Consider the following 23,315-nt stretch of genomic DNA (forward strand, 5'->3'; position numbering starts at 1 on the left):
TGCGTCCGCCTTAATACCAATACGGTCTTCGCAACAGTATGTCGCTTTCGTAGCGGAAGGCGCGCGCTTCGGCGCGGCGGTCGAGTTCTATGCGTTGCAGGCAGGTCGCGAACGCATCCGTGCCGCGGCGAAAGCCATAGGAGGCGCAGGTCGTTTCGTCCCTTGCGCGCCGCTCCTGCGGGGACACCGTCTGGCAGCCGGCAAGCACTATTCCTGTTGCAGCGAGTGTCAGCAGTCTGATTGTCGTCGTATTCATTCCTGCCTCCTGATCGGCGCTCGCTCGCGCAACTGAGATCGGCGGCATGTCGGCTCGTCCTCCGCGCGATGAAATTGCTACTGCATGTCTTTGTCCTTAAATCGTCCTCGATTTAAGGACAAAGGCATGCAGCAATTCAAAGTGCTACAGCGGCCTTTGCGCGTCTGACAAGACGCGCGACGCTGTAGGCAGGAAGGACGCATGGTTGCGGGTCTGCGGGCGCGATTCAACGGCAACAAGAATATCATGCGCCGCTGGATAGTGGCGATTAATCTCGGCTGCTTCAGATCCGCTCGAGCACGCCGACGAAAGCCTCGGCGAAGCTGGTGAGACCGGCGGTGCGCTCGCTCGGCTGCTCGACGCGGATCGAACTTCCATCCTCATTCAGGCAGACGAAGAGGATCGTTTCCGCCTGATCGCCGGCCGTGCCGTGGCGGAGGACGGCAATGGTCAGGCAATTGTCGACAAGGCCGGAGGCAGGCAGGACGAAGAGGAACTCGCCGCCGATCTCGGCGGCAACCGTGCGGACAAAGGACGAGAAATCATCCTTGTTGCCGGAGAAGCGGTCGAGGGAGAGCTCGAGTTCGAGCAGCGCCATCGGAAGGGCAGCGTCTCCGCCGGGCGGCGGAGGGGCGGCAACGGCGATTTCCGAACGTGTCTCCGATGCGGTCATGATCTCTCTCCGTTGTCACGGCGCCTCTATGCCGCCGTGTGTCTTTTCAGGCAGGCGGAGGCCGTTGGCCTACTTTGATCTGCTGCCAGTTTCCCTGGGCGCTGGTCGGCGCGGCAACCGGCAAGGCTGCCGAATGTTCAACTGAAATAACTGGTTAACGAGAATGGCGAATTTGCGGCAGAAATACAACCGATGCGCTCATACTCTTTTCGGGCGAATTCAAGGCGTGCAAAAGCGCGTGGTTCCCACGGAAAGCGCCATGGTCTACAGCGCCGCGCGCCTAATGAGACGCGCAAACGTAGCACTTTGAATTGCTGCATGATTCTGTCCCTAAATCGATTCCGATTTGGGGGATCTTGCATTAAGAAGGGCAAAGACTTTTCCGCGGGGATTGATTCCGTTTCATGATGGTCCGCTACGAGCGTCCCTATTCCCATGCCGCCCACTGGGCGCGACGGTTCGCCCGCATAGGCTTCGTCATTTTCGTGCTGTCGCTTGCCGCGCACCGCTTCGGCCCCTTGACCACCCCGCATTTTCTGGCGCTGGCAGGCTTTGCCGTGGCTTTCGCCCTAGTGGCCGTCCTGCTTGCGGCAATCGGTCTGACGCGCCTTTGGCGGGTTGCGGCAATCGGCGGGACCGCTTCGGTCTCGGCGCTCTTCTATGCGGCGCTCCCGCTCGGCTTTTTCTTCTATGGGGCGGCGCAATATCTGACGCGCCCGGCGATCTACGATGTGAGCACCGATACGGCGACGCCGCCGCTCTGGATCAAGGCGCCCGTCGTCGAGGAGAGCTGGATCAAACGCCGGCCGATCGTGACGCCCGAGGATCGCGAAGCGCAGATCGCGGCCTATCCGGGGCTCACGGGACGGCGTTACGACGGCGCGCTTGACCGCGTTTTCCAGGGCGTCCGCAAGGTCGTCGAGGCAACGCGGGTCGGCATCACCGCGGAACTCGGCGTCGAAAACGCACGTGCCGATCTCGAGGATCTTGCCGTTGGCCCCAGCGAGGGGGCGGACACGAGCCGGGGACCGGAGGCCATTCCGGTTCCGGCTACGCGCCCGGCGCCCGATATCGATGTCGGCATACCGGGGCGCCAAGCCAGCGATATCGTTCTACAGGGGGAATGGCGCACGCTGATCGTCGGCTTCCGTTTCGACGTGCTGATCCGGCTGCGTGAAGAGGCGGAAACCACGCTCGTCGACCTGCGCGTCGCCTCGCGCTACGGCCAGCACGATCTCGGCATGGGCGCCAGTTTCGCGGAAGAGTTCTTGCGCGCGCTCGATGCCGAGCTTCTTGGGATTGCTGGCGATTAATCTCGCTCAGGCGACCAGCCGGTATTCGCCAAGAAGCGATGGCGGGCCGTTGGTCTCGATGCGGCCCTGTTCGATCAGGTCCTCGATATGGGCGAGCACCGAAAGCGCCGCTGCGCCGTGCAGACGCGGATCGGTCGAGGCGTAGATCACCTTCACCATGTCGGGAATATTCCGGTCGCCGGCGCGCAGCCGCTCCAGCACGGCGCGTTCGCGCATCTTACGGTGCGCCTTGAGGGCCCGCAGGAAGGAGGCGGGCTCGCTCACCGGGCCGCCATGGCCGGGCAAATAGAGCCGGTCGTCGCGCAAGAGCAGCTTGTCGAGCGAGGCCATATAGTCGGCCATGGCGCCGTCCGGCGGTGCGACGATGGTCGTTGCCCAGGCCATCACGTGATCGGCGGAAAACAGAATGCCGGTGCCGTCGAGCCCGAAGGCCATGTGGTTGGCGGTGTGTCCCGGCGTGGCGATCGCCGTCAGGCTCCAGCCGTCGCCCTCGATCCGTACGCCGTCTTTAAGTGCAATGTCGGGGGCGAAATCCATGTCCGAGCTTTCGGCGAAGGGGTTGGTCTCGCCGGCGTGCAAGGGGCGGGCGGCCCGGTGCGGCCCCTCGCCGACGACAATGGCCCCGGTCGCTTGGCTGAGCCGGCGGACGAGGGGCGAGTGGTCGCGATGCGTATGGCTGACGGCGATATGCGTTACCTCGCGCCCTTCGAGTGCCGCCATCAGCGCCTGAAAATGCGCCTCATCTTCCGGGCCCGGATCGATCACCGCGACCGAGAGGCGGCCGACGATGTAGGTGTTGGTGCCATGAAAGGTAAAGGGCCCGGGATTGTTGACGGTGATGCGCTGAACGCCGTCTGCCACCGTCACTGCCTCGCCATGGGCTGGCTTGAAATCGAGGTCGAATTCCGGTCCCTGCATGCGTCTGTTCCTGCGCTCCATCTTCGACCAACGACCTCATGCCCTCTCCTCGGCCCCGAGGGCTAGCCCCCGCTCACGGGAAGAGGAGACTGAGGGCGCGCCGCGGTCGCCTTCGCCCCGCTCGCGGGGAGAAGGTGCCGGCAGGTGGATGAGGGGCGAGTCGATCGCGATGAGCAACATTGGTTCGAGTTTCACTCGCGAGTGACAATAGGCCAAAGCGTGGAAGGAAGAAACGGTACACCGGTTCGGATTGTCGCGAGCAGCGACCGCTGGATTGAACGGTCGGGGTTAGCGGAAATGGGCCAACAAAATGCAGGCAAAGCGAAGTTAAGCATTGTGAGCACGCACGAGCTTTGCTAATCAGGCGCTCGATTTGGCGAGCGCACTGCCGCCAATCCGTTGGGGCGTAGCCAAGCGGTAAGGCAGCGGTTTTTGGTACCGCCATTCCCTGGTTCGAATCCAGGCGCCCCAGCCACCGCCGAACCCTCTCCAGATGTCACAAACAAAACCCGCCGACTTTCGTCAGCGGGTCACGCGGATGAACGGTGTGCGCGTCTTCACTCCGCCTTGGCGCCGCCCAAAAACTCCTCGCACCAGCTCGGGCCGTTCGCGCGCTTGCGGTCGCCGGCGATGCGGATCGAGCGGATGACGTAGTCGGAGGAGACGGTGAGCTGGACGGCGCAGCTCAGATATTCGGTGCGGGCGGCCGCGATTCGCTTGCCGCGCTTGCCGTCGGCGGTCTTTTCGTATTCGGCCGGGATCCTGCGGGTCTTGTAGCCGCCCTTCCAGCTATAGACGGTGTCGCTACCGGCTTCGACATCGGAAATTGGCGGGCCGAACTGGGCGAAGAAGGCGCCGGCCGGCTGGCCGAGCCAGCGTTTCTCGACCTCGTTGCGCGCCACTCCGGTCGTCGTCGTGCAGCCGGCGAGCACCAGCGCAAGGCCGGCCGCCGTCATCATGCGGAAATTCATGTCTCTGTCCCTTTGTCTGTGCTTAAATTCTGCGGCGCGGAAAGGCCGGACGCCCGGATTTCCTTGCGTTCCGGCGTGGCTCTAGCGCCAAAAACGACGAAAGAAAATCGCCGTGGAACCCTGCGAACGAGGAAAATCCGAAGCGTTGCAGAAACGCCCTATTGCCACGCATGGGCGAGGAGTTGATGGGCATGTCGCCGCCCGGAATTTTTTGGATGAGCCCACCTTCTTTTTTGAGTTTGGCGCTTGTGAAAACGAAAATGCTGTTCTATAGAGGCGCCGCTGGTCACGGAGTGTAGCGCAGTCTGGTAGCGCACCACGTTCGGGACGTGGGGGTCGTGTGTTCGAATCACACCACTCCGACCAGCTAAATCAATCAGTTACGCGCAGTGTTTCTTCGATTCCGACATCTCGGGAGCGATAGCGTTTGAACACGTCTGGACGTGTTGCGCCTCGCGGCCCGCAGCAGGTCCGGTTCGGGCGCGGTTCTGGCCAATGCCTCTATCGAGACAGACAGTCTGAAAGGACCGCAATCAAAATTCTGCCGGCACGAACGACGCATGAAAAAGGGGCCACGAAGGCCCCTTTTCACGTCTTGGATATTCCCGCTCACTCGTCGATCGTGTCGATGATCTCGATCGCCCTGGCGGCGGTGAGGCGGCGGACTTCCGCATCCTCGCGGCGGCCGGCGAAGATTTCCGTGGCCATCAGCTGGTCGGCAAGGTCGGCCGGCAGCGACAGGATCACGCGGCTGTCCTCGGTATGGATGCCGCCGATGGCCGCTCGCTTAGCAGTGATCATGCCGCCGGCCACCGTGTTGTTGGTGTCCGGGTCGATCAGGATGAAGGCGCCGGTGGTGCGGTTCTGCTCATAGGCGTCGAAGATCGCCTGCTCGTCGAAGGCGAGGTGCACCTTGCCGATGGCGTTCATCGGCAGCTCGTCCGCATGGTTCCACTTGCCGGATTTCAGGTCGAGCTGACTGATCGGCTGCACCTGCACGCGCTGGCGGCGGCTGCCGGACTTCAGCCAATAGCGCTTGCCCGGCTGGATGCCTTCGGCCTGAAGTGCCACGAGCTGGGCGTCGAAGGCGAGCCCGGTCATCGGCTGGCTGTCGATCGCCGCGATCATGTCGCCGCGCGACACGTCCACCTGGCGGTCGAGCACCAGTGTGATCGCGTCGCCGGCGACGGCCGCATTGCGCACCAGGTCGAAGGTAACGATCTTGGTGACGTTGGCGACCATGCCGGACGGCAGGATCACGACGGAATCGCCGGGCTTCACCGAACCGCCGGCAACCGTGCCCTGATAGCCGCGGAAGCTTTCGCCCGGGCGCGATACGCGCTGCACCGGTAGGCGGAAGCCGACGGTCTGCGCCGAGCGGGTGGTGGCGAGTTCCAGTACCTCGATCAGCGTCGGGCCCTCGTACCACGGCATCGACGCGCGGCCGTCATAGACGACGTTTTCGCCCTTCAGCGCCGAGACCGGGATCGCGGTGACCTGACGGACGCCGAGCGACAGGGCGAGTTCCTTGAACTCGTGCGAGATCTGCTCGAAGCGGCTGCGGTCGTAGTTGGTCAGGTCGATCTTGTTGACGGCCAGCACGAACTGCTTGATGCCCATCAGCGTCGCGATCGTCGCGTGGCGGCGGGTCTGCTCCAAAAGGCCGACGCGTGCATCGACGAGCAGCACGGCGAGATCGGCGGTCGAGGCGCCGGTCGCCATGTTGCGGGTATATTGCTCGTGGCCGGGTGTGTCGGCGACGATGAAGGAGCGCTTGTCGGTCGAGAAATAGCGATAGGCGACATCGATGGTGATGCCCTGTTCGCGCTCGGCCTGCAGGCCGTCGAGCAGCAGCGCGAAATCGGGCAGACCGAGATCGTTCTGCTTGCCCTTGGAATCGCGCTGAAGGCTCGCGGCCTGGTCTTCCTTGACCGCCTTGGTGTCCCAGAGCAGCCGGCCGATCAGCGTCGACTTGCCGTCATCGACGCTGCCGCAGGTGATGAGGCGAAGCGGGCGGGAATCGCGCGCGACCCGAGCCGGTTCCTGCGACGGGAGGGCAACGGCCGTTTCGTCCAGGGCTGCATTCGCTAGTGCCGGTGCGGTCATCAAAAATATCCTTCGCGTTTTTTCTTTTCCATCGAGCCCGCCTGGTCGCGGTCGATGGCGCGGCCCTGGCGTTCGGAGACGGTCGCGGTTTCAAGTTCGGAAATGATGTCGTCGAGCGTCGTCGCGTTGGAGCGGATCGCGCCCGTCAGCGGGAAGCAGCCGAGCGTGCGGAAGCGGATGACCTCCTCGCGCTTCGTCTCGCCCGGAAGCAGCTCGAGGCGCGGGTCCTCGGCGAGGATCATCATGCCGTCGCGCTCGACGATCGGGCGCTTCTTGGCAAAGTAAAGCGGCACGATCGGGATCTCTTCCGCCTGGATGTAGCGCCAGATGTCGACCTCGGTCCAGTTGGAGAGCGGGAAGGCGCGCACGCTCTCGCCCTTGCGGATCATGCCGTTATAGACGTTCCAGAGCTCGGGGCGCTGGTTGCGCGGGTCCCAGCGATGGTCCGGCGTGCGGAAGGAATAGATGCGCTCCTTGGCGCGGCTCGCTTCCTCGTCGCGACGCGCGCCGCCGAAGGCGGCATCGTATTGGCCGGCGTCGAGCGCCTGACGCAGCGCTTCCGTCTTCATGATGTCGGTATAGAGCGCCGAACCGTGCGTGAAGGGCGTGACGTTCTCGGCCGCACCGCGCGGATTGGTGTGGGCGACGAGATCGAGGTCGTATTTTTCGACCATCTCGTCGCGGAAGGCGATCATCTCGCGGAACTTCCAGCCGGTATCGACATGCAGGAGCGGGAAGGGGACGCGGCCGGGATAAAAGGCCTTGCGCGCCAGGTGCAGCAGGACAGACGAATCCTTGCCGATCGAATAGAGCATCACCGGGCGCTCGAATTCGGCAGCGACCTCACGGAAGATGTGGATCGCTTCGTTTTCGAGGGCCTTCAGATGCGGATCAAGCGGCGGTTTCGTGCTCTGCGGGTTATGCAATTCCGTTTCCGGATGGGTGTGGGGCATTTCGAACTCCGGGGAGGATACTTGTCTCTTGGCGGCGGCGCTGCCTCAGGCGGCGCTGCTGGCATTGGGGATGATGGAGGAAGCCGCTTCCGCTACGTGCAGGCCGCATTCGCGCTTCTCGTCGTTCTCCCACCACCAGCGGCCGGCCCGCTCGGGCTCGCCCGGCTTGATGGCGCGCGTGCAGGGCTCGCAGCCGATCGACGGATAGCCGCGGCCGTGCAGCGGGTTGACGGGAATGGCCTCTGCGGCGACATGTGCGCGGATCGTCTCGATATCCCAATCCGCCAGCGGATTGATCTTGATGAGGCCGCGCTCGAGGTCGGCCTCGGCAAAGGGCGTGGTGGCACGGTTGCCGGACTGGCCGCGGCGCAGCCCGGTGATCCAGTAGCTTGCCCCTTCGAGCGCACGCGCAAGCGGCTTCAGCTTGCGAACGCCACAACAGGCATGCCTGGCTTCGACGCTCTCGTAGAAGCCATTCATGCCGTATTGCGCCACATAGGCGTCGATATCGGCCTTTTCGGGATGGTAGCGTTTGATCAGAATGTCGTAGGTTTCCTCGGTCTCCTCGATCAGGGTGACCGTTTCGTTGAAGAGCCTGCCGGTCTTCAGCGTGGTGACCTCGATGTCGAGACGGTTGGTGCCGATCGCAGCGGTGATGACCTGATCCTCGATGCCGAGCGACGTCGTGAAGACCGCCCGGCCTTCAAGACCGGCGACGAGCGCCAGGCGCCCGGCAAGATCGAGGCTTTCGAGCTTGTCGTTCAGGGCCTTGGCTTCGGCTTCGAGAGGTTGCGTCGTCATGGCTGCATCCTGTTGCAATTTGAACGGAATATCGCAGCCGTTTGTGACAAAGGACAGAAAAACGGATTTCTATTGCTCAAGGATCAGAGCAAATATCTCTCTGATCCAGAAAGTTCTAAGAAAACCTAGTAATTTACTAGATTATCTTCATGCGGCGAGAGGACGCGAGGATACCTTCCTCTGCCGGAGCCGACAGGGCGGACCGTTCAAGAATTGTTGAAGGCTCTGTCCTTTCGCACCGGCTGCTCCAGCTTTGTGCTTGAGCGATCGGGAGAATGAAGGAGACGGAGATGGTCCAGTCCTTGTCCAGGCGCGCCGCCCTTGGAGCCGCCTTGGGAAGCGTCCTAGGATTGCTTCTGGTGACCGGCGCCTATGCTCACCACGGCTGGTCCTGGGCGGAGGCCGACCAGGTCGAGCTCTCCGGAACGATCCGCGAGATATCGATGGCGCCGCCGCATCCGACGCTTCGGGTCGAGACGAAGAATGACGGCATCTGGCTGGTCGAACTCGGCAATCCCCGGCTGACCGAGCGCTCCGGCTTCGTCGAGGGCGTTGCGAAGGTCGGCGATCAGATCGTCGCGCTTGGCAACCGCTCGCTTGACCACAACGAGAAGAGAATGAAGGCGGTTCGGATCACGGTGGCCGGAAAGGTCTATGACATCTATCCGGACCGCATTCAGACGAATTGATGACCGGCGTCGAATTGCTTGAGGGGATCGGGGCGCTGCCCTTCGCCTTGGCGATACGGCGCTCTGCGATCATCTACATCTTCGTCAATGCCGCCCATATCCTGTCGATCGGGATCATTGTCGGCGCAATTCTGCCGCTGGACCTCAGACTTCTCGGCCGCTTCAGGAAGGTGCCGATCGAGGTGGTCGGACCCTTCCTCTCGCACGCCGCGGCCGTTGGCGTGGCGCTGGCGATTGTCACCGGCTTCTGCCTCTTCAGTGTCAATCCGCTCGAATATGCCGGCAATGCCGCCTTTCTAATCAAGATGACGCTGCTCGCCCTAGGCGTCGCCAATGCGGCCTTGTTGCACTTGGCGCCGCAGTGGCGCGCCGGGGTCAAGGGGGGACCGATTTCGCTCAGGATCCGCCTCTCGGCGCTGCTGTCCATCATCGTCTGGACGGGCGCCGTCATCGCCGGCCGCTGGATCGGCTTCCTGCTGGAGTAGTGCTTTGAAATTCCGCAATTTCGGGCGGAAAACCGCTATGCACTTTTCCGGCAACTGCTCTAGCGATCGCTGATCGCCCAGCGCGGGTTGATCCAGGGCTCCTGGTTCGAGCGGGCGAGCGGCTGTTTGCCGAGGATATGGTCGGCGGCCTTCTCGCCGGTCATGATCGACGGGCCGTTGAGATTGCCATAGGTGACATGCGGGAAGATCGAGGAGTCGGCGACCCGCAGGCCGTCGACGCCGATCACCCGTGTTTCCGGATCGACCACCGCCATCGGATCGTCCTTCGAACCCATTTTGCAGGTGCCGCAGGGGTGGTAGGCGCTTTCCAGGTGCTCGCGCAGGAAGGCGTCGATCTCCTCGTCCGTCTGGACCTTTTCGCCGGGTTGTATTTCCGGCCCGCGATATTGGTCGAAGGCCTTCTGGCCGAAGATCTCGCGCGTCAGGCGCACGCAGTGGCGGAACTTCTCCCAATCCTCGGGATGGCTCATATAGTTGAAGCGGATCACCGGATCGGCTTTTGGGTCGGAGGCGCGCAGCGTGACGCTGCCGCGCGACTTCGACAGGTTGTAGCCGACATGCACCTGGAAGCCGTGCGTGTTCGCCGCCGCCTTGCCGTCATAGCGGATCGCGACCGGCAGGAAGTGGTACTGGATGTCGGGCTGCTTGACGCCGGCCGCCGAACGCAGGAAGGCGCAGGCCTCGAACTGGTTGGAAATGCCGAGGCCGGACTTGAAGAACAGCCATTGGGCCCCGGCGACGCCCTGCCAGAACCAGGGCAGCCAGGAATAGAGCGAGACGGGCTTGGTGCTGACCTGCTGGAAATAGAACTCCATGTGGTCCTGCAGGTTCTGGCCGACGCCGGGGCGGTCGACCTTGACCTCGACGCCCATGTCCTTCAGATGCGCGGCCGGTCCGATGCCGGAGAGCATCAGGAGTTTCGGCGAGTTGAACGAGGAGGCCGAGACGATCACTTCGCGGTTGGCCTTGACCATCTCGATGCGGCCGCCGCGTTCGATCTCGACGCCGGTGGCACGGCCGTTCTCGATGACGACCTTGCGGGCGAAGCAGCGGATCAGCTCGACATTTGGGCGCTTCAGCGCCGGCTTCAGATAGGCGGAAGCGGCCGACCAGCGCCGGCCGCGCCAGGTCGTCTGCTCCATCAGCCCGAAGCCTTCCTGCTTGGAGCCGTTGTAGTCGTCGGTCATCTCGAAACCGGCCTGTTTCCCGGCTTCGACGAAAGCGTGGAACAGCGGGTTCCTGACCGGGCCGCGCTGTACGTGCAGGGGTCCATCGGTGCCGCGCCAGCCGTCCTCGCCGCCGTGCGAATGCTCCATCCGCTTGAAATAGGGAAGCACGTCGGCATAGGCCCAGCCCTGCGCGCCGAGTTCTTCCCAGCGGTTGAAGTCCTCCGCGTGGCCGCGCACATAGACCATGCCGTTGATCGAGGAGGAGCCGCCGATCACCTTGCCTCGCGGCGCGGTGATGCGCCGGTTGTTGAGGTGCGGCTCCGGTTCGGAGAGATAGCCCCAATTGTAGCGGTTCATGCTCATCGGCCAGGCGAGCGCGGCCGGCATCTGGATGAACGGACCGAAGTCCGATCCGCCGAATTCCAGCACGATGACCGAATTCTTGCCGTCCTCCGACAGGCGATAGGCGAGCGCCGAGCCTGCCGAACCGGAACCGATGATGACGAAATCTGCCTGCATTCTAGTGTCTTTCTTGTGTGTCGAGTACGCCCCTCATCCGGCTGCCGCCACCTTCTCCCCGCTTGCGGGGAGAAGGGACTTGCGGTTGCCGACTTCGCTCCCCTCTGACCCCGCCCAAAACCCTGTCTCCTCCACGAGGCGAGCGTATGCGGCGCGGTATTCCCTCTCCCCGCGAGCGGGGAGAGGGCTAGGGTGAGGGGCTATTGCAAACTCTCAGTACGGCGCCTCTACCTTCCCCATGCCGACATAGACGGTCTTGAGCTCGGTATAGTGATCGAGCGCCGCGATCGAGTTCTCCCGCCCAAAGCCGGACTGCTTCGAGCCGCCGAAGGGTATTTCCACCGGTGCGAGATTGTAGGCGTTGATCCACAGCGTGCCGGCTTCGAGCTGGTCGATCACCCGGTGGGCGCGGGTGAGGTCGGCGGTGAAGATGCCGGCGGAGAGACCAAACTCGGTCGCGTTCGCCCGGGCGACGACCTCGGCCTCGTCGTCGAAGTCGAGCACGCACATCACCGGCCCGAAGATTTCTTCGCGGGCGATCGTCATCTCATCGGTGACGTCGGCAAAGACGGTCGGCTGGATATAGGTGCCTTCGCTGTTCACATCGTTCGGGATGCCGCCGCCGGTGAGGAGCCGCGCACCTTCCTCCTTGCCTTTGTCGATATAGGAGAGCACCTTGTCGCGCTGCGCCCTCGACACCATCGGCCCGAGTTGCGTCCCCTCGTCCATGGGGTCGCCGATGACGATCGCCTCGGTGCGCTCCTTGAGTCGCGTCAGGAACGCTTCCTTGATCTTCCGCTGCACGAAGACGCGGGTGCCGTTGGAGCAGACCTGGCCGGTCGAATAGAAATTGCCGAGCATGGCGCCGCCGATGGCGCTTTCGAGGTCGGCGTCGTCGAAGACGATCAGCGGCGACTTGCCGCCGAGCTCCATGGTGACGTGCTTCAGTTCGGCCGCTGCGGCCGCTGCCACCTTCTTTCCGGTCGGCACCGAGCCGGTCAGCGACACCTTGGCGACGTCGGGATGGTTGACGAGCAGCGGGCCGGTCGAGCGGTCGCCCTGGATGACATTGTAGAGCCCTTTCGGCAGCCCCGCCTCTGTGAGGATCTCGGCGATCTTCAGCGCTCCGAGCGGCGTGTTCTCCGACGGCTTGAACACCATCGCATTGCCGGCAGCGAGCGCCGGCGCACCCTTCCAGCAGGCGATCTGCTGTGGGTAATTCCAGGCGCCGATGCCGACGCAGACGCCGAGCGGCACCCGCTTGGTATAGGCGAAGTCCTGCCCAAGCGGGATATAGTCGCCGTTGAGCGCGGCGGCCGCGACGCCGCCGAAGAACTCGAAGCTGTCGGCGCCCGAGGTCGGGTCGGCGACAATCGTCTCCTGGATCGGCTTGCCGGTGTCGAGCGTCTCAAGCTCGGAGAGCTCGCGATTGCGCTCGCGCATGATCTCGGCGGCGCGCTTGAGGATGCGGCCGCGCGCCGTCGGGCTCATCGCCGCCCATTCCGGCTGTGCCCGCTTCGCCGCCGCTATTGCCTTCTCGACGATTGCCGGCGTTGCCGCATGCAGCCGGGCGATCACCTCGCCGGTCGCCGGATAGATGCTCTCGATCGTCGTGCCGGCCGCATCCTCGACATATTCGCCATCGATGAAGTGCGAGGCTTTCGGTTGGGCTTTCATCTCATTCTCCCCGCGGATAGCGTTTGGATTCCTCGAGATTGTCGAGGTTCATGTGGTTGCGCATGTAGCGCTCGGATGCCTTCTGCAGCGGCTGGTGATCCCAGGGGTAATAGGCGCCGTTGCGGAGCGCCTCGTAGACCACCCAGCGACGCGCCTGGCTTTCGCGCACGGCGGCGTCGAAAGCCTCCATGTCCCAATGGGCGGCGCGCATGTCGCGAAATGCGGCGAGCGTCGCCTGATCGACGGGGCCGCGCGGCTTTTCCGCAAGATTGGTGAGTTCCAGCGGGTCGGCATCGACGTCGTAGAGCTGGTCCGGATCGAGCGTGCAGTGGACGTATTTCCACTTGCCCTCGCGAATCGCGACGAGCGGCGCGTAGGAAGCCTCTGCCGCATATTCCATAAGCACCGGCTCGGTGCGCTCCGCGCCGTTGATCATCGGCACGAGGCTGACCCCATCGGTCCAGGGCTGTATTTCATCCATCGAAATACCGGCCAGATCGGCCAGCGTCGGCGTCACGTCGAGATTCGATGTCGGCGTCAGATGCAGACCCGGCGTGACGCCCGGTCCGGTCACCATCAGCGGCACGCGCGCCGAGCCTTCGAAGAAGTTCATCTTGAACCACAGGCCGCGCTCGCCGAGCATGTCGCCGTGATCGGAGCAGAAGAGGATCAGCGTGTTGTCGAGCATCCTCGTCCGCGCCAGCGTATCGACGAGCTCCCCGACTTTCTCGTCGAGATAGGAGATATTGGCGAAATAGGCGCGGCGCGACTGGCGGATGTTTTCCTCGGTCAGCTCAAAGTTCTCGTAGTCGCAGGACAGCATGATGCGCTGCGAATGAGGATCCTGCTCCTCGAAGGGGATGGCGTCCACTTTCGGCCGAAGGTGCTCGCAATCTTCGTAGAGGTCCCAGAATTTTCGGCGCGCGACATAGGGGTCGTGCGGGTGGGTGAAGGAGACGGTGAGGCACCAGGGTCGGCGGTCCTTGTCGTCGTTCTCCCGCGAAAGCTGGTAGAGCTTCTGGTTCGCCAGAAACGCCACCTCGTCGTCGTACTCCATCTGGTTGGTGATCTCGGCGACGCCGGCGCCGGTGACCGAGCCGAGATTGTGATACCACCAGTCGATGCGCTCGCCGGGCTTGCGATAGTCCGGCGTCCAGCCGAAATCGGCCGGATAGATATCGGTCGTCAGCCGTTCCTCGAAGCCGTGCAGCTGGTCCGGACCGACGAAGTGCATTTTGCCGGAAAGCGCGGTGTAGTATCCCGCCCGCCGCAGATGGTGCGCATAGGTCGGGATCGACGACTGGTACTCCGCGGCATTATCGTAGACGCGCGTGCGGCTCGGCAACTGCCCGGCCATGAAAGACGCACGCGCCGGGGCACAGAGCGGCGAGGACGTGTAGTTGTTGCGGAAGCGCGCCGAGCGGTCGGCGAGCGCCTTCAGATTGGGCGCATGCAGGAAGTCGGCGGGACCGTCCGGGAAGAACGTCCCATTCAGCTGGTCCACCATGATGATCAGGATATTCGGCTTCCTGGCGGTCACGTTGTCGGTTCCTTGATGGTTCAGTTCCACATCTTGCTCTGAGTTTTGCCCCTCTGCTCGGGTTAAACCCGAGGACTAGCCCTCTCCCCGCAGGCGGGGAGAGGGGACAGGGCGGTGCGGCATATCCCTTCTCCCTGCGAGCGGGGAGAAGGTGGCGGCAGCCGGATGAGGGGCGACCAATTCGCGAGAACGGAGTTGAGGGGCCACAAGCTCACCCACCACGCGCCCGCAAATGCGCATTCACATAATCTTCCGTCAGCGCGATCGAAGCCTCGATGCTGATCGGCGCCGATTTCAGACTTTGCCGAATGTAAAGTCCGTCGATCATCGCAGCCGCGCCCTCGGCAATACGCTCCGCGTCATCAGCCGGGCAGAGCGCCTTGAGGCTGGCGAGCAGATTGGAGCGCAGCCGCCGCGCATAGATGACGAGAAGGCGCCGCACGTCCTCGGAGCGCTGCGCCTCGGAATAGAAGGCGAGCCAGGCGGCGACCGTCTCGGGGGCGAACTGGTCGGCCCGGAAGCTGACACGGATCAGCGCGCTCAGCTTTTCCCGCGGTGTCCGTGCTGCCCGGATCGCGGCTACGGCGTCGCGGCGCAACTGCCCGAGCAGGCTGCGAATGGTGGCGATCAGCAACTGATCCTTGCTGCCGAAATAGTGATGCGCCAGCGCCGGCGAGACGCCGGCCGTGCGGGCGATGTCGGACATGGTGACGGCAAGCGTTCCCTGATCGCCGATCACGCGCAGCGCCGCGTCCACCAGCGCCTTGCGGCGCACCGGCTCCATTCCGATTTTCGGCATCTCCCGAGCTCCTTCGTGAGGCAGTCTATTTTTGATTGATGCATCAATCAATAAAAATCCACATGCTTTTTCCCTTTCTTTTTGCTTGGAAATCCGGCTCAATCACGAGGTAGCGCTCGTGCTCGTCGCCTGGACTGAGGTTGAATATGACCAACACGTTCGATCCCAGCGGAAGACAGACCGTGGCGGGAAAGTGGGGATGGTTCGTCGCGCTCGGCGTGCTGCTGATCATGGCCGGCGGCATTGCCTTCGGCAATCTGCTGATGGCGACCGTCGCCTCCGTCTATTACGTCGGTCTCATCATGCTGATCGGCGGTCTGCTCAACCTCGCTCAGGCCTATCAGGTCAAGGATTGGGGAGGCTTTCTCTTCTGGGTGCTGAGCGGTGGTCTCTATGCGGCAGCGGGCCTTTTCGCTTTCGTCAATCCGCTGCTCGCTTCGTCGATCCTGACCATCCTCATGGCGATGGCCCTGATCGTCGCCGGCGCCTTCCGGATCTGGGTCGGCTTCAGGCTCAGTCCGCTAGGCGGCTGGGGCTGGATCGTCATTGGCGGCCTTGTGACGCTGATTGCCGGTCTCGTCATCGCTGCCGGCTGGCCGGTCGACAGCCTCTGGATCCTCGGCCTGTTTCTGGCGGTAGACCTCGTCATGCAGGGTTTGGCGCTGATCGCCTTCGGTGTTCTCGTGAAGAGTTAGTCGGCTGCGCGCGTGAAGGAAGACCCGTCCGCAAGCGGCCTTCACAAAACTTTCACATTGGCGAAAGCTTTCATTGACGCTTGCCGCCGATGCTGGCGGCCGGTCCGTCCGTCATATCCTGGAGTCCGGCATGCCCGCCGCCGCAGAACTTCTGTCGTTTCGCCGCTTCGGCGACGATCAGATCGTAACGCTTGCCAAGCTCGTCATTGAAAACGCCTTCCAGCCGATCGTCGAAGCGACCACCGGCGCCGTATTCGGCTATGAGTCGCTCCTACGCGGTTTCGATCGGCTGGGCTTCGCCTCGCCGCTCGAACTGCTCGACAGGGCGGAGGGCGCCGGGCAATTGCTGGCCCTCGAACATCTGATCAACAGCCGCGCCGTCGCCGCCTTCGCGACGCTGCCGGATTTTGCGTCGCGTACGCTCTTCCTGAATTTCGACTCGCGGCTGGTCGGCGGCGAGGGCGACATCGTCGAGCGCCTCGTTAATCACCTGAAGCGCGCCAATATCGCCCCGTCGTCGCTCTGCTTCGAGATCTCGGAGCGCTTCGACAGCGGCAAGATCCCGGACTTCTCGGCCCTCGTCCGGCAATTGCGGCTTGGCGGCTTTAAGCTGGCGATCGACGATTTCGGTGCCGGCTTCAACGGGCTGAAACTGCTCTGCGACCAGCCCGTCGACTATGTGAAGATCGACCGGCACTTCGTCTCCGGCATAGAGAGGGACCCGCGCAAGCGGCACCTCCTGCGCCACACCGTCAACATGGCGCATGTGCTCGGTACCCGGGTGATTGCCGAAGGGGTCGAGACGGAAGACGAGTTTTTGGTCTGCCGCGATCTCGGCAGCGACCTGATACAGGGCTATTTCGTCGCGCGCCCGACGACACACTTGAATGAGCTTCAGCCGGTCTATCCGCATCTCGAGCCGGGCGTCCGCCGGCTTTCGTCGACGCTGGACAGCATCCTGATCCGCAAGGAGATCGAGCAACTGCCGACCGTCAGGGAAAGCGATGACCTCGATTCCGTCTTCGATCTTTTCCGGCGCAACCCGCGCCAGGCGTTCTTCCCGGTGCTGAACGCCAACGGCGAGCCGCGCGGCATCCTGCACGAGTACCACGTGAAGGAGATGATTTATCATCCCTTCGGCCGCGATCTTCTGAAAAACCGCATCTACCAGCGGCGCATTTCGCACTTCGTCACGCCGGCGCCAATCGCCGATCTCGATACGCCGGCCGACGAGATGCTGAAGATCTTTGCCGGCATGGACGGCAGCGACTGCGTCATCCTGACGGAGAACATGCGGTATGCCGGCATTCTCTCAGCCTCGTCACTCCTGAAGATCATCAACGAGAAACAGTTGAAACTGGCGCAGGAGCAGAACCCGCTGACCGGCCTGCCCGGCAACCGTGCAATCCGCGACCACGTCCAGCAGGCCATTCTCGACGGCGATGAGACGCGCTATTTCTGCTATTGCGATTTCGACGACTTCAAGCCCTTCAACGACAGCTACGGCTTCCAGAAGGGTGACCTGGCGATTACCCTGTTTGCCGCGCTTTTGCGGCGCCATTTCATCGGCGAGGAAAAGTTCCTCGGCCATGTCGGCGGCGACGACTTCTTCGTCGGTGTGAGCGGGCTCGCCGAAGCGGAGCTTCGCGCCCAGCTGATGCGCCTCATCGACGATTTTCGTTCGGATGTCCGCCAGCTCTATTCGCCGGAGCATCAGGCGGCGGGTTGCATCAGTGGATATGGCCGTGACGGCGGAGCGAAGGACTTCCCGCTGATGCGCTGTTCGATCGCGGTGCTCGTCCTGCCGGCCGGTTTCATACTCTCCGACAGCCAGACGGTGAGCACGAGGATCGCCGAGATCAAGGCGCGGGCCAAGGCAAGTGAGACAGGCCTGGTGCTGGAACTGATCACCCGCGAATGAACCTTGGCGAGGCATGGCCTTTCCTGAGCCGCGGGCCGGCTATAGGTATAGGCGCTTCGAGCGCTTCGCGAGGATACTGCCATGACTATCCCGACCGAAATGACCTATGTCGATTTGCCGAGCCCGGGTGGCGCGGAAAACATGGTTCTTACGCGCGGACCGCTGCCGGAGCTTAGGTCCGGCGAGATTTTGATCCGCGTCGAGGCCTTCGGCGTCAACCGGCCGGACGTGCTGCAGCGCAAGGGCGACTATCCGCCGCCGCCCGGCGCGAGCCCCGTTCTCGGCCTCGAGATCGCCGGCGAGGTCGTCGAGCTTGGCGAGGGGGCAGCGGGTTTTTCGGTCGGCGACAAGGTCTGCGCGCTCGCCAATGGCGGCGGCTATGCCGAATTTTGCGCGGTGCCGGCGACGCAGGCGCTTGCCTGGCCGAAGGACTTTGATGCGGTCAAGGCCGCGGCCCTGCCGGAGACCTTCTTCACGGTCTGGGCCAATGTCTTCGACATGGCGGGCCTGAAGCCTGGCGAGACCATCCTCGTGCACGGCGGTTCGAGCGGCATCGGCACGACGGCGATCCAGCTTGCCAACGCCTTGGGCGCCCAGGTCTTCGCGACGGCCGGCAGTGCGGCGAAGTGTACCGCCTGCGAGACGCTCGGCGCGAAGCGGGCGATCAACTACCGCGAGGAGGATTTCAAGGCCGCCGTGCTCGAGGCGACGGGCGGCCGCGGCGTCGATGTCATCCTCGATATGGTCGGCGGCCGCTATTTCGGCCGCAACCTCGCCTCGCTGGCCAAGGACGGACGCCTGTCGATCATCGGCTTTCTCGGCGGGGCGCGCGTCGAGGACGCCAATATCGCCGCGATCCTGACCAAACGGCTGCATGTGATGGGGTCCGCATTGAGACCGCGTACGGCGGAGGAGAAACGAGCGATCCGCGACGGACTTGCGGGCCGGGTCTGGCCGCTCTTGGAAGCAGGCGACGTCGCGCCGGTCATACACGCGGTCTTGCCCTTTGAAGAGATTGCGGACGCCCACCGCCTGATGGAAGAGGGCGACCATATCGGCAAGATCATGATGACGATTACCAGGGATTAGACGATGGTTGCCCTTGTATTGCCGCGGACATGAACTACCTTGGCTATATCGGCAACAACAGAAAGGAAGGTGATCCAATGTCTAATGAGATTTCGGACCTCGTGACAGGCATCGGAGAGGTGAAGGAGTCGAGGCAGCCCTCGGCTTGATCCCCGCCTTCCTCGGGCCCGCCAGGCCCAGCCATTCACAAGGCCAAAACTCATGGAAGGGTCGCTAGCGCGGCCCTTTTCCATTTTCAGGTCAAATCCCGACCCGGCCGATCGCCGGTATCTTGATGCCTGGCCGGGCAAGATCGATGCCGGCCACCAGCCCCATGAAATGCAGTTCCAGGCCGCTGCGCCAGCCGGCCGAAATCCCGGCGATGCCATAGAGCGTCGTATGCAGGTCGCGGCCGTCCGCGTCGATGTGGAACAGTTTGCCTTCCGGCAGATAGTCGCGGCCGACCGCATCGGGCGGCAGCACGGTGTCGAGTTCGGGCGCCGAGCGCAGCACATGGGCGACGAAGGTGTTGGAGTTCGGCCCCGGCCAGAGGCGGTAGGTGCCGGGCGAGGAGTAGGGATAGGCGGCAATCGCCTGTTCGACCTTCGGGATCAGCCGCTTCGCTTCCTCGCCGGTCACGGCGGCAACGATGCGCGGCTCGTTCGAATACCAGCGGCCGTCGGCCCGATAGGCGTTCTTGCGGATCGGCCGCCCCCAGCCGACCTTTTCATAGCGGTTGTATGTGGAAGCGCCTTCGTCCTTCGTGACGATCCAGGCGTGGCTGGCCACGGCGCCCTTCATGCCTCCGGTCGTTGCCGAGAAGACATAGATCGCTGCCTGCGGACTGATGGATGCCTCGGGGAGGATGCCTGCCGATGACCAGTCCGCGTCACGCCAGCTCTGCGGCCTTTCCTTGAAGTACCACAGCCCTGCCGACGCCAGCGCCGGCAGCAGGTAGATGATGGCGAAGACGATCAGCAGCCGGCGGAGGATTTTCATCGACGATGTCTTTTCTGCGGATGGATTCCTGATAGATGCATAGCCCAAACTTGGAAAATTGAGGGCAAGACATGTCGAATCCGGTCCTGGTCGAAGTGACGCGCGGAAATCTGGTCGAAAGCCGCCACCGCGGGGCGGTCATCGCCGTCGACGGCGACGGCAAGACGCTGTTCGCGCTCGGCGACACGGAAGCGGCCGTGTTCCCCCGTTCGGCCTGCAAGGCGATGCAGGCCCTCCCGCTCATAGAAAGCGGCGCCGCGGATGCCTACGGCTTCGACGACAAGGCACTGGCGCTTGCCTGCTCATCGCATTCCGGCGAGCCGGAACATGTGGCGCTGGCCGCCAAGATGCTTTCCGCCGCCGGCCGCGATGTCGGCGCGCTTGAATGCGGCGCCCATTGGTCCTTCTACCAGAAGAACCTGATTGCGCAGGCGCGCACCCTCGAAAGGCCGAGCGCACTGCACAACAATTGCTCCGGCAAGCACGCCGGCTTTATCTGCGCCTGCTGCCACTCCGGCACCGAGGTCGAGGGCTATGCCGGCTACGGCCATCCGATCCAGCAGGAAATCCGCGGGATCATGGAAAGCCTGACAGGCGCGCTTCTCACCCAGGATAACTGCGGCGTCGATGGCTGCTCGATTCCGACCTATGCGGTGCCGATGAAGGGCCTCGCCCATGGCTTCGCCCGCATGGCGACGGGCGCGGGCTTGGACGCGGTGCGGGCACGCGCCTCCAAGCGCCTGATCGGTGCCTGCATGGCCGAGCCCTTCTATGTTGCCGGCACCGATCGCACCTGCACGCGGCTGATGAAGGCGGCACCCGGGCGCATCTTCGCCAAGACCGGTGCCGAAGGGGTGTTCTGCGCCGCGATCCCGGAAAAAGGCATCGGCATCGCAGTCAAGTGCGAGGACGGCACGACGCGCGCGGCCGAGTCTATGGTCGCGGCGACGCTCGCACGCTTCTTCGCGGACGAGCCGCAGGTTCACGCAGCGCTGATGGCTCAGGCCAACCACTCGATGCACAATTGGAATCGTATCCATGTCGGCAACGTGCGCGTGACCGAGGCCTTTATCGCGTGACCTACAACGCCGCGCGTCTTAAGGAAACATGCGGCAGCGTTCGGAAGTCTCTCTATGCCGTGATCAGCGCGGTGGTGCCGTCCTGATAGGGCGATAGAAGGTCGGCTTCCATGTCCGCGGGTACGACGAGGCCGGCAAGGTCGCTGACGCTCATGATGCTGTGCGGAGAGGCTGAGCCGAATTTCTCCGGCGTGGCGAGCACGTAGGTTTCAGCCGCGCGCCGGGCGATCGCCCGCTTTATCGCCGCCTCCTCGTAGTCTCCGGTCGAGAGCCCATGGGCCGGATGAATGGCGGTGACCCCGAGAAAGAAAATGTCGGCCCGGATTTGCTCGATCGCCGCGAGCGTGGCGGAGCCGGTTGTCACCATCGAGTGCTTGTAGAGCCTGCCGCCGACCAGGACCACTTCCGCGTCGTGACGCTCGAGCTCTGCGGCGATCGTCGGGCTATGCGTGACGATGGTCACGCGGAGGTCGTACGGCAGAGCTCGGGCGATCTCTGCATTGGTTGTGCCGCCATCGAGAAAGACGACCTGGCCGGCCTTAACGAGGCCTGTCGCGCGGCGGCCGAGTCGGCGCTTGACGTTGCTGGCGATAGCCCCGCGGGCGGCAAAATCCGGAAGCGGCGGCGTCAGCGGCAGGGCTCCTCCATGAACCCGCTTCAACAGGCCCTCGGCCGCCATTTCCCTGAGGTCGCGGCGGATCGTGTCTTCCGAAAGCCCGAGCTCGTCGGCAATCGCCTTTGCAACAATCTGCCCGTCGCGCGCAAGTCTTGCCGAGATCATCGCTCGTCTCTGTGTCGTCAGCATCGATTCCTCCTTGACTATCCACGAAATTGCATGAAGTCTCTGAATTTTCCAGAAATATCTGGAATTTTCGTGCAAAAACCGTGGAGAAAGTTGATGCTTATTCTGATTGCTGGACCCTACCGCTCGGGTACGGGCGACGATGCGGCCAAAATGGCGGCCAACTTGAAGCGTCTGGAGGAGCCGTCCTACGCGCTCTTCAAGGCTGGGCACGTACCGATGATCGGCGAATGGGTGGCCTTGCCGGTATGGCATGCAGCGGACGGTCGCCACGTGGGCGATGATCTCTATGAGGAGATCTTTCACCCGGTGGCCGGCCGCTTGCTAGCCCTTTGCGACGCCGTACTGCGGTTGCCCGGCGACTCGAAGGGAGCGGACAATGACGTGCGCATAGCGCGCGAGCGCGGCATTCCGGTCTACTATCGTCTTGAAGACGTGCCGGGCTGCGCCGGTACGCTGGTCGCCTGAGCACCGGGTCCGGCGGATCGCCGCCGGACCTTCCGCCCTTGTCAATCGCCGCGTTTTCATCTCTTCTGCAAAGGCAATTCGCGCTTCCGCGCCGCCACCTTGAGAGGCAGAACGATGCTGAAACTGTTTTATACGCCCGGGACCTGTTCGCTTGCCTCGCATATCGCGCTCGAGGAGACCGGAGCTGCCTATGAAGCGCATCGTATCAATTTTTCCAAGGCCGAGCAGACGAAGCCCGAATATCTCGTCATCAATCCGAAGGGAAGGGTACCTGCGCTCGTGACCGATCGTGGCATCTTGACCGAGACGCCAGCCATCCTCGCCTATATAGCCCAGAGCTTTCCCGCGGCGCGGCTTGCACCGATCGAGGACGCATTCGAGTTTGCGCGGCTGCAGTCGTTCCTGAGCTATCTCTGCTCGACGGTGCATGTCGCTCACGCTCATGCGCGGCGAGCGGCACGCTGGGCGGACGACCCGGCTGCGCACGAGGCGATGATGGCGAAGGTGCCGCAGAATATGGCCAATTGCTTCGCCTTGATAGAAAGCTCCATGTTCGCCGGCCCCTTCGTGATGGGCCGGAACTACACGATCGCCGATCCCTATCTCTTCACAATTGCCAGTTGGCTTGAAGCGGACGGCGTCGATCCGGCGCGCTTCCCGAAGGTTCTCGATCATCGCAACCGAATGGCCGCACGGCCCGCCGTCGCCAAGGTGCAGGCAGTCGTGCAGTCATGATACCGCGGGTCACGTCGGGTTGCAGGTGGCGAAGCGATCTGCCAGCCGTTTCGGCGCTTTTTCGCGCCAGGCGGCGATCAGCCGTTGCGTCAGCACATCGTCGTCGATGACCGAGAGCCTTACCAACATCGCCGGCCATCCCTTGTAATGGTCGGTCTCGAAAAAAAGCGACGGACCGAGTTCCATCAGCATCTCCTTTTCTTCGAGCGCACACATCACCACCAGCGTTTCGGCGTCCTTCATCCGTACGAAGCTCTTGCCTTTGACGAGTAGCGCCGGCGTCCCATAGGACGTGCCGACGGTCATTTCCGGCAACGCCGCGGCTTCTGCCAGGCGCCACACGCGCTCGAAGGAACGCTTCATCTCGTCCGTCATGGATTTCCTCGGCAAACGGAAGGACGTTGCGGATCATAGCTCAGCCGCCGTCGCCGATCACTGTGGTCGCAAGCCCCGCTCGCCGCAGCGCGCGGCCATGGCCATCCGGGAAACGGCAGGTCCGCCAGCGCGCGTTCATCCATGCGGGCGAGATCGGGATGCTGGAGAGGATCTCGCGACCAGGCGGGAGCCGCTTCGGTAAGATCGTCAGAGGCGATCCCGATACGTTTCAGTATAGAGAAAACCTTCAGCATGGCGCTATCCTTCTTCGAGGCCGCCGTAG

24 protein-coding genes and 2 tRNA genes are annotated in these 23,315 nt (G+C 63.3%); 11 read left to right on the plus strand and 15 right to left on the minus strand.

Translation table 11 applies throughout. The annotated features are described in order from the left end of the window. Positions 1-10 precede the first annotated feature (10 nt). Positions 11-256, minus strand: coding sequence for a hypothetical protein (locus SS05631_RS03075; RefSeq protein WP_037413751.1), 246 nt, complete (start codon positions 254-256; stop codon positions 11-13). 283 nt (positions 257-539) lie between these two features. Further along, positions 540-929: a hypothetical protein gene (locus SS05631_RS03080; protein WP_037413446.1), complete on the minus strand. Its 390-nt coding sequence runs from the start codon at positions 927-929 to the stop codon at positions 540-542. Between the two features lie 404 nt (positions 930-1,333). Between SS05631_RS03080 and SS05631_RS03085 the strand changes: the two genes are divergently transcribed. Beyond that, positions 1,334-2,242 carry a DUF1499 domain-containing protein gene (locus SS05631_RS03085; protein WP_037413448.1) on the plus strand — a complete coding sequence of 303 codons (909 nt, stop codon included), beginning with the start codon at positions 1,334-1,336 and terminating at the stop codon, positions 2,240-2,242. Between the two features lie 6 nt (positions 2,243-2,248). Here the strand turns inward: SS05631_RS03085 and SS05631_RS03090 are convergent, their stop codons facing one another. Beyond that, positions 2,249-3,160, minus strand: coding sequence for an MBL fold metallo-hydrolase (locus SS05631_RS03090; protein WP_037413451.1), 912 nt, complete (start codon positions 3,158-3,160; stop codon positions 2,249-2,251). 400 nt (positions 3,161-3,560) lie between these two features. On the opposite strand from SS05631_RS03090, the gene SS05631_RS03095 reads away from it, so the two are divergent. Next, positions 3,561-3,635, plus strand: a tRNA-Gln gene (locus SS05631_RS03095). 82 nt (positions 3,636-3,717) lie between these two features. On the opposite strand, the gene SS05631_RS03100 is transcribed toward SS05631_RS03095, so the two are convergent. Continuing rightward, entirely contained in the window at positions 3,718-4,131 is a 414-nt protein-coding gene (locus SS05631_RS03100) for a hypothetical protein (protein ID WP_037413453.1), read from the minus strand. Between the two features lie 289 nt (positions 4,132-4,420). Between SS05631_RS03100 and SS05631_RS03105 the strand changes: the two genes are divergently transcribed. Further along, a tRNA-Pro gene (locus SS05631_RS03105) sits at positions 4,421-4,497 on the plus strand. 243 nt (positions 4,498-4,740) lie between these two features. Here the strand turns inward: SS05631_RS03105 and cysN are convergent. The 3 genes from cysN to SS05631_RS03120 are packed head-to-tail and all read right to left on the minus strand — an operon-like array spanning position 4,741 to position 7,991. After that, entirely contained in the window at positions 4,741-6,237 is a 1,497-nt protein-coding gene (cysN, locus tag SS05631_RS03110; RefSeq protein WP_037413455.1) for a sulfate adenylyltransferase subunit CysN, read from the minus strand. Beyond that, positions 6,237-7,190 (minus strand): sulfate adenylyltransferase subunit CysD, encoded by a 954-nt coding sequence (gene cysD, locus SS05631_RS03115; protein WP_037413458.1) that lies wholly within the window; start codon positions 7,188-7,190, stop codon positions 6,237-6,239. Before cysD ends, cysN begins: the two co-directional genes overlap by 1 nt. Before the next feature lie 45 nt (positions 7,191-7,235). Beyond that, positions 7,236-7,991, minus strand: a complete 756-nt coding sequence (locus SS05631_RS03120; RefSeq protein ID WP_037413459.1) for a phosphoadenylyl-sulfate reductase — start codon at positions 7,989-7,991, stop codon at positions 7,236-7,238. 290 nt (positions 7,992-8,281) lie between these two features. On the opposite strand from SS05631_RS03120, the gene SS05631_RS03125 reads away from it, so the two are divergent. Together SS05631_RS03125 and SS05631_RS03130 are read left to right on the plus strand one after the other, a co-directional pair. Beyond that, positions 8,282-8,680: a DUF6152 family protein gene (locus tag SS05631_RS03125; protein ID WP_037413754.1), complete on the plus strand. Its 399-nt coding sequence runs from the start codon at positions 8,282-8,284 to the stop codon at positions 8,678-8,680. Further along, positions 8,680-9,165, plus strand: coding sequence for a DUF6644 family protein (locus SS05631_RS03130; protein ID WP_037413465.1), 486 nt, complete (start codon positions 8,680-8,682; stop codon positions 9,163-9,165). The genes SS05631_RS03125 and SS05631_RS03130 overlap by 1 nt, the downstream gene beginning before the upstream one ends. A 59-nt stretch (positions 9,166-9,224) precedes the next feature. Here SS05631_RS03130 and betA read toward each other — a convergent pair whose 3' ends face one another. From betA to betI, 4 genes are all read right to left on the minus strand, one after another. Continuing rightward, entirely contained in the window at positions 9,225-10,874 is a 1,650-nt protein-coding gene (betA, locus tag SS05631_RS03135) for a choline dehydrogenase (RefSeq protein WP_037413468.1), read from the minus strand. Between the two features lie 213 nt (positions 10,875-11,087). Continuing rightward, positions 11,088-12,551 carry a betaine-aldehyde dehydrogenase gene (betB, locus tag SS05631_RS03140; RefSeq protein WP_037413469.1) on the minus strand — a complete coding sequence of 488 codons (1,464 nt, stop codon included), beginning with the start codon at positions 12,549-12,551 and terminating at the stop codon, positions 11,088-11,090. Between the two features lies 1 nt (position 12,552). Next, positions 12,553-14,091 (minus strand): choline-sulfatase, encoded by a 1,539-nt coding sequence (gene betC, locus SS05631_RS03145; protein ID WP_037413756.1) that lies wholly within the window; start codon positions 14,089-14,091, stop codon positions 12,553-12,555. Between the two features lie 211 nt (positions 14,092-14,302). Then, entirely contained in the window at positions 14,303-14,890 is a 588-nt protein-coding gene (gene betI, locus SS05631_RS03150) for a transcriptional regulator BetI (RefSeq protein ID WP_037413471.1), read from the minus strand. A 146-nt stretch (positions 14,891-15,036) separates the two neighbouring features. On the opposite strand from betI, the gene SS05631_RS03155 reads away from it, so the two are divergent. The 3 genes from SS05631_RS03155 to SS05631_RS03165 all read left to right on the plus strand — a co-directional run bounded on the left by SS05631_RS03155 (position 15,037) and on the right by SS05631_RS03165 (position 18,595). Further along, positions 15,037-15,585, plus strand: a complete 549-nt coding sequence (locus SS05631_RS03155; RefSeq protein WP_037413474.1) for an HdeD family acid-resistance protein — start codon at positions 15,037-15,039, stop codon at positions 15,583-15,585. A 130-nt stretch (positions 15,586-15,715) separates the two neighbouring features. Then, positions 15,716-17,506 (plus strand): GGDEF domain-containing protein, encoded by a 1,791-nt coding sequence (locus SS05631_RS03160; RefSeq protein ID WP_037413758.1) that lies wholly within the window; start codon positions 15,716-15,718, stop codon positions 17,504-17,506. An 81-nt stretch (positions 17,507-17,587) separates the two neighbouring features. Next, positions 17,588-18,595: an NAD(P)H-quinone oxidoreductase gene (locus SS05631_RS03165; RefSeq protein ID WP_037413476.1), complete on the plus strand. Its 1,008-nt coding sequence runs from the start codon at positions 17,588-17,590 to the stop codon at positions 18,593-18,595. 240 nt (positions 18,596-18,835) lie between these two features. Here SS05631_RS03165 and SS05631_RS03170 read toward each other — a convergent pair whose 3' ends face one another. Beyond that, a complete protein-coding gene (locus tag SS05631_RS03170) occupies positions 18,836-19,573 on the minus strand; it encodes a DUF3750 domain-containing protein (RefSeq protein WP_037413478.1) in 738 nt (245 codons plus the stop codon). Between the two features lie 71 nt (positions 19,574-19,644). Between SS05631_RS03170 and SS05631_RS03175 the strand changes: the two genes are divergently transcribed. After that, on the plus strand, positions 19,645-20,652 hold the full coding sequence (locus SS05631_RS03175; RefSeq protein WP_037413481.1) for an asparaginase: 1,008 nt from the start codon (positions 19,645-19,647) through the stop codon (positions 20,650-20,652). Between the two features lie 52 nt (positions 20,653-20,704). On the opposite strand, the gene SS05631_RS03180 is transcribed toward SS05631_RS03175, so the two are convergent. Continuing rightward, on the minus strand, positions 20,705-21,457 hold the full coding sequence (locus SS05631_RS03180; RefSeq protein WP_037413483.1) for a DeoR/GlpR family DNA-binding transcription regulator: 753 nt from the start codon (positions 21,455-21,457) through the stop codon (positions 20,705-20,707). A gap of 93 nt (positions 21,458-21,550) precedes the next feature. Here SS05631_RS03180 and SS05631_RS03185 point away from each other — a divergent pair, with 93 nt between their 5' ends. Both SS05631_RS03185 and SS05631_RS03190 read left to right on the plus strand, forming a co-directional pair. Next, the gene (locus tag SS05631_RS03185; protein WP_037413485.1) at positions 21,551-21,922 is read left to right on the plus strand and encodes an NUDIX hydrolase; all 372 of its coding nucleotides are present in this window, start codon (positions 21,551-21,553) and stop codon (positions 21,920-21,922) included. 114 nt (positions 21,923-22,036) lie between these two features. Further along, on the plus strand, positions 22,037-22,657 hold the full coding sequence (locus tag SS05631_RS03190; protein ID WP_037413488.1) for a glutathione S-transferase: 621 nt from the start codon (positions 22,037-22,039) through the stop codon (positions 22,655-22,657). A 9-nt stretch (positions 22,658-22,666) separates the two neighbouring features. On the opposite strand, the gene SS05631_RS03195 is transcribed toward SS05631_RS03190, so the two are convergent. Further along, entirely contained in the window at positions 22,667-23,032 is a 366-nt protein-coding gene (locus SS05631_RS03195) for an MmcQ/YjbR family DNA-binding protein (protein ID WP_037413490.1), read from the minus strand. Continuing rightward, positions 23,029-23,286: a hypothetical protein gene (locus SS05631_RS03200; protein WP_141471730.1), complete on the minus strand. Its 258-nt coding sequence runs from the start codon at positions 23,284-23,286 to the stop codon at positions 23,029-23,031. The genes SS05631_RS03195 and SS05631_RS03200 overlap by 4 nt, the downstream gene beginning before the upstream one ends. Between the last annotated feature and the right edge of the window lie 29 nt (positions 23,287-23,315).

Origin of the sequence: Sinorhizobium sp. CCBAU 05631, assembly GCF_002288505.1 — a bacterium.
Taxonomy (GTDB): Bacteria; Pseudomonadota; Alphaproteobacteria; order Rhizobiales; family Rhizobiaceae; genus Sinorhizobium; species Sinorhizobium fredii_C.